Origin of the sequence: Acinetobacter sp. UBA3132, assembly GCF_002364825.1 — a bacterium.
Lineage (GTDB): Bacteria > Pseudomonadota > Gammaproteobacteria > Pseudomonadales > Moraxellaceae > Acinetobacter > Acinetobacter schindleri.
Genome location: NZ_DEZM01000158.1, coordinates 1 through 4,461 on the forward strand (window position 1 = coordinate 1; position 4,461 = coordinate 4,461).

The window sequence follows — 4,461 nt, forward strand, 5'->3', positions numbered from 1 at the left end:
TATTAAAAATTCAGACGGGTATTATTAAAACAGAGCGGAAATTTGAAACAAGCACAAAAGATTCCATTCTCAAACTTGAATGTCGTTGGAGTTTTATAGTTTTGTTATTAATTGAAAAATATAATATTCTTAACTTGGTAATTCATGTTCATCATCGGCTAATCGATAACTGATGATATCGAGATCTTACCTGTATAAACATAATCACTAAACTTCACATCCAAGTTCATTGCTACACTCAGTTCACTTAAGGAAATATGAGCTAAGCCTATGGATTTTTTCACGATTTTCATCCATGACACTGACTGGACCTTTATTGGCGAAATTCTGCTGCGCTGCCTGGTCATGTATACCATGATCATTATATTCTTGCGCCTGACCGGTAAACGTGGGGTACGTCAACTTTCTATTTTCGAAGTCGCAATTATCTTGGCTTTGGGTTCGATCGCAGGCGATCCTATGTTCGATGAAACACTGCCTTTGCTGCAGGCGTTTATCGTCATGGCTACCATTATTATTTTATACCGTCTTACCACCTACCTGACCATGCAATATCAATCCTTCGAAGATCTGCTCGAAGGCAAACCGCTTTATATTGTGGAAAATGGTGAAATGGTGCTTGAGCATATTTCCAAAGGCAAAATGTCGCATGATGAATTCTTTGCCGAAATGCGTCAGCAAGGTGCTGAACATTTGGGACAAATTCGTACTGGACTGCTGGAAAGCGATGGTAAATTCAGCATACTCTTTTACAGTCCCGAAGAAGTCCGTTATGGCTTGCCCTTATTTCCCAAAGCCCAAAAGGACCTCATTACGGAAGTTGAACCAGATACTTATTATGCCTGTCTGCATTGCGGCAACGTGGAGTTGCTGTCTAGTCCAGATGCAATCTGCCAGCGCTGTGAATATTGCAAATGGATCAAAGCCATCAACACCCAGCGTCAGACTTAATGTTTGAGATAATCCAGCACTTGAGCCAGATTCTGGATCTTGTGTTCTATCTGCTGTAAAGGCGTATGGAATCCTTCCATCCATAAAGTCTGCATACCGGCATTCTGTGCACCCTGAATATCATTGACAGGATGGTCTCCAATATAAAGACAATGCTCTGGAGCTACAGCGAGCTTTTGTGCAGTATATTGAAAAATTTCAGGATTTGGCTTACTGATACCAACCAGACCTGAACTCATGATTTCATCAAAATAATGAGCAAAACCCAGCCCGTTAATAATATTCATGCGGGTGTCATGTCCACCATTAGAAATAATCGCCAGCTTATAATCTGCGGCTTTAAGTGATTGCAATAAGTTTTCTGCTTGCGGCATGGCGACGGCGAACTGGCCAAAATTCTGGAACCAGAAATCACTCAATTCTTCTAATGCTGGCTGAGATTGCCAGGACAATTCTTGCAGAAGCGCAAAAGCAACTGAGCCACCAATTGTGGAATGGGTCCGCAGTTCTTTTTTCGGATAGCCACCATTATCAATACGGCGTACGATCTCGGTAATTTTTGCGATATCGGCTAAATTTAGCATCTGACTATATTGCTCTGCCAGATATCGGCTATAAGCCTGTACACTCAAATCGCGATGCGTCAGTGTATTATCCAGGTCAAATAAAACAGCTCGTACAGTCATAATAGTTACATCAAACTTTTGTGTTTACTTTAACAGCCCAAATCCTGCGGCTAATGGGTTTAAACTCATAAGCTATACAAAATTCCATATAAAAAGGCGATGTAAAAACATCGCCTTTTTTCAGCATACAAAGTCTAAATTAGAATTTGTATTCGAAACCTGTACCTAACAGGAACTGATTATCTTCATCAGAACCTTGTTCAATCGTCAGGTAGCCTGCTGTACCGTACACTTTTACTTGTTTAGAGAAAGCATAGTCAACACCAGCAAGAATTTGCTTAGCTTCAAAGTCAGAAGTAGCATCATCAAACGTTACATCGCTATAGCTATACTGCCCTTTCACTGTCCAATTTTTAGCATTTGGAAGGTTATATTCCGCACCAATTAACCATGCTTGCGCATCGTCAATATTTGCTGCCACCAAAGCGTTTGCTGGAGTTGGACTTGCATCAGCATTTTCAATATCAGAAGTTTGATACAATGCGCGTAGTGATAGCCCATTATCCAAATTAATACGACCAATTGCACGAATTGTATTTGCTTCTGCTACAACATTACGACTTGCTGTAACATCTTGACCTGGTCGTGCATCCGTATTATCAGCATTTAAGAAACCACGACTTAAGAAACGAGATGGGATCGCTTTATCATAGCCCAGGCCAGCAACGAACATTTTGTCGCTATAAACAACTGAAGAAGACCAAGAATCACCTAAACCACGGCCAGCAACTGTATAGCCACCTTTAGTTGACTCAATAGTGTCATTACCTTCACCTGTAGCAAGCTGTAATTTACCTTCAAGTTTACCTTCACCTAACTGGAAAGCTGGGGTTTCATAAACAAGTACATTATCAAGACGGTTTTCACCAGCCATGATACCTGCCACATCTGCATTGTTAGCTACATAGTTATTAAATGTATCTACTACAGATGAAAGTTGCTTTACTGGCGTATCAATTTTACCTAATTTTACTGTACCCAGCTTTTCATCTTTAAGACCAATTAAAAGATTACGTGGTACGAATGTGTCAGAGCTTCCACCATTGTCTACATAAAAAGTAAACTCGGCTTGGTAAAGTGCACTTAGGCGGTCAGTTAACTTCTCATCACCCTTTAAACCAAGGAATGAGTTATTTGAATTTAGGTCAGTAATATGACGATCTTCTACGCCATTTTTATTATCTGCCTGTACATGGTCAACAGAAAGGTCAATTTCACCATAGAAAGTTGGTGCTGCAAGAGTTGTCCCCGCCAATAGGCTCAATGCAATCGCTGTCGCTAACTTGGTTTTCATTTCAATAATCCTTTGGTTTATTTTGTAACAAATCATACACAACGTCTTTATATTACAAAATTATTAAAAATGTATTTATATATTCTTTTTAGTACTTTAGGCTAATATCCAATCAAACATTTGATTTAGATAATTTTTCAATCAATTTTACGGTATTTTATCCAACCGTTTATCGGGATTAAGCACAATATTGCAGTAAAAACGATGCCATACAGATAATCCTGATAACCCAATCTATCCCCTAATATTCCACTTATGCTATAAAGCCCGCCACTTACCGTCGCCATGATCGCTACTTGAAACGTAAAGTCCGTTCCCGCCAGATGTTTACGGCTGTATTGCATAACTAAAGTCAGCATCACGACTAATAACATGGCAGAAATCATATCTTCAGCCGCATTAATCAAGTAAATCACCATGGGTGTAACTGACTGTTTGGCTTCGTATTGCATTGCCAGCCAGGCATACGCCATTAGGGTAATAATTTTGATAATTGAGAAAGCCATCAAAGTTCGGGCACGGGAAAATATTTTCAGGCACCAGCCCGCAAGTCCTGCACCAATCAGTGCCGCAAATGCACCGAGCATAGTCACGTAAATCCCGATCTGGCTAAAACTCAGTCCCATATCTATCATTAACGGTTTTAATAGAGGTCCAGACAGGCCATCCGCAATTTTAAACGTCACCAGAATCGCCAGCCACCAGCGTAAAGTAGGCTGTTGGAGAAAATATTGAAAATAGGTTTTTAACTGGAATTTATTTTGCTGGGTTTTTGCAATCGCGTTCAGGTTTTCATGTTGTGGCTCTTTAAATAAAAGTATGGGTAAAGTATTCAGAAAGACCAGAGCTGCTAAAATCAGGAACGTCGTTTGCCATTGCAGGACATCCAAAAGCCATAGGATGGCACCCCCACCGACAATAAACCCCAGACGTGAACCCATCACCTGAAAGGTATTACCCCAGTGTTGCTGGTCATTTTTCAGAATATTGACCGCGAGTCCATCCGTAGCAATATCCTGTGTCGCTCCAATACCATTCATAAATAACAGCGCCACAAAAAAAGCTAGCAGATAAACTGGCTGATTTAATGCCTCAATTGGTATAAAGGACAGGATGATGAGTACGATGACAGACAATAACTGTGCGGGAATAATCCAGCTACGATAATGGCCTTTTGTAGAACCATAACGATCGACTAGAGGTGCCCAAAAGACTTTGATTGACCAAGGCAGCATCAGCAGGCCGAATCCCCCAATATGCGTCAAAGATACACCTTGAGCACGCAAAATTACTGGAAGTGCATGCGTCATAAATCCCACCGGTAAACCTTGCGCCCAGTATAAGGAAAATAGCAAAACATAGAGGTTGCGCATGGCCGGCATTAAAAGTCCTTGGCTGATCAAATATTCCAGAAAACATCATCTGGCATGGATATTTTGCCAGTGAAAAAATTATCACGAAGCAATAATATAATAAAAAACAAAGAATATTGTCGTAATTCAAGAGTCTTATAAGATGGCAAATACTTCC

General features: G+C 40.3%; 4 protein-coding genes. 1 reads left to right on the top strand and 3 read right to left on the bottom strand.

Annotated elements, in window-relative coordinates:
• Positions 1 to 270: 270 nt before the first annotated feature.
• Positions 271 to 951, top strand: coding sequence for a DUF421 domain-containing protein (locus tag B4033_RS08680; protein ID WP_286833237.1), 681 nt, complete (start codon positions 271 to 273; stop codon positions 949 to 951).
• Here the strand turns inward: B4033_RS08680 and B4033_RS08685 are convergent.
• The 3 genes from B4033_RS08685 to B4033_RS08695 all read right to left on the bottom strand — a co-directional run bounded on the left by B4033_RS08685 (position 948) and on the right by B4033_RS08695 (position 4,313).
• A complete protein-coding gene (locus B4033_RS08685) occupies positions 948 to 1,637 on the bottom strand; it encodes an HAD family hydrolase (RefSeq protein WP_286833239.1) in 690 nt (229 codons plus the stop codon). The genes B4033_RS08680 and B4033_RS08685 overlap by 4 nt on opposite strands.
• Positions 1,638 to 1,776: 139 nt before the next feature.
• A complete protein-coding gene (locus tag B4033_RS08690) occupies positions 1,777 to 2,931 on the bottom strand; it encodes a porin (protein ID WP_286833241.1) in 1,155 nt (384 codons plus the stop codon).
• A 137-nt stretch (positions 2,932 to 3,068) separates the two neighbouring features.
• On the bottom strand, positions 3,069 to 4,313 hold the full coding sequence (locus tag B4033_RS08695; RefSeq protein WP_286833243.1) for an MFS transporter: 1,245 nt from the start codon (positions 4,311 to 4,313) through the stop codon (positions 3,069 to 3,071).
• Between the last annotated feature and the right edge of the window lie 148 nt (positions 4,314 to 4,461).

Bases quoted from the DNA above. Each gene is read 5' to 3' on its own strand.
- B4033_RS08680 (WP_286833237.1), top strand. From the start codon at position 271: ATGGATTTTTTCACGATTTTCATCCATGACACTGACTGGACCTTTATT.
- B4033_RS08685 (WP_286833239.1), bottom strand. From the start codon at position 1,637: ATGACTGTACGAGCTGTTTTATTTGACCTGGATAATACACTGACGCAT.
- B4033_RS08690 (WP_286833241.1), bottom strand. From the start codon at position 2,931: ATGAAAACCAAGTTAGCGACAGCGATTGCATTGAGCCTATTGGCGGGG.
- B4033_RS08695 (WP_286833243.1), bottom strand. From the start codon at position 4,313: ATGCCGGCCATGCGCAACCTCTATGTTTTGCTATTTTCCTTATACTGG.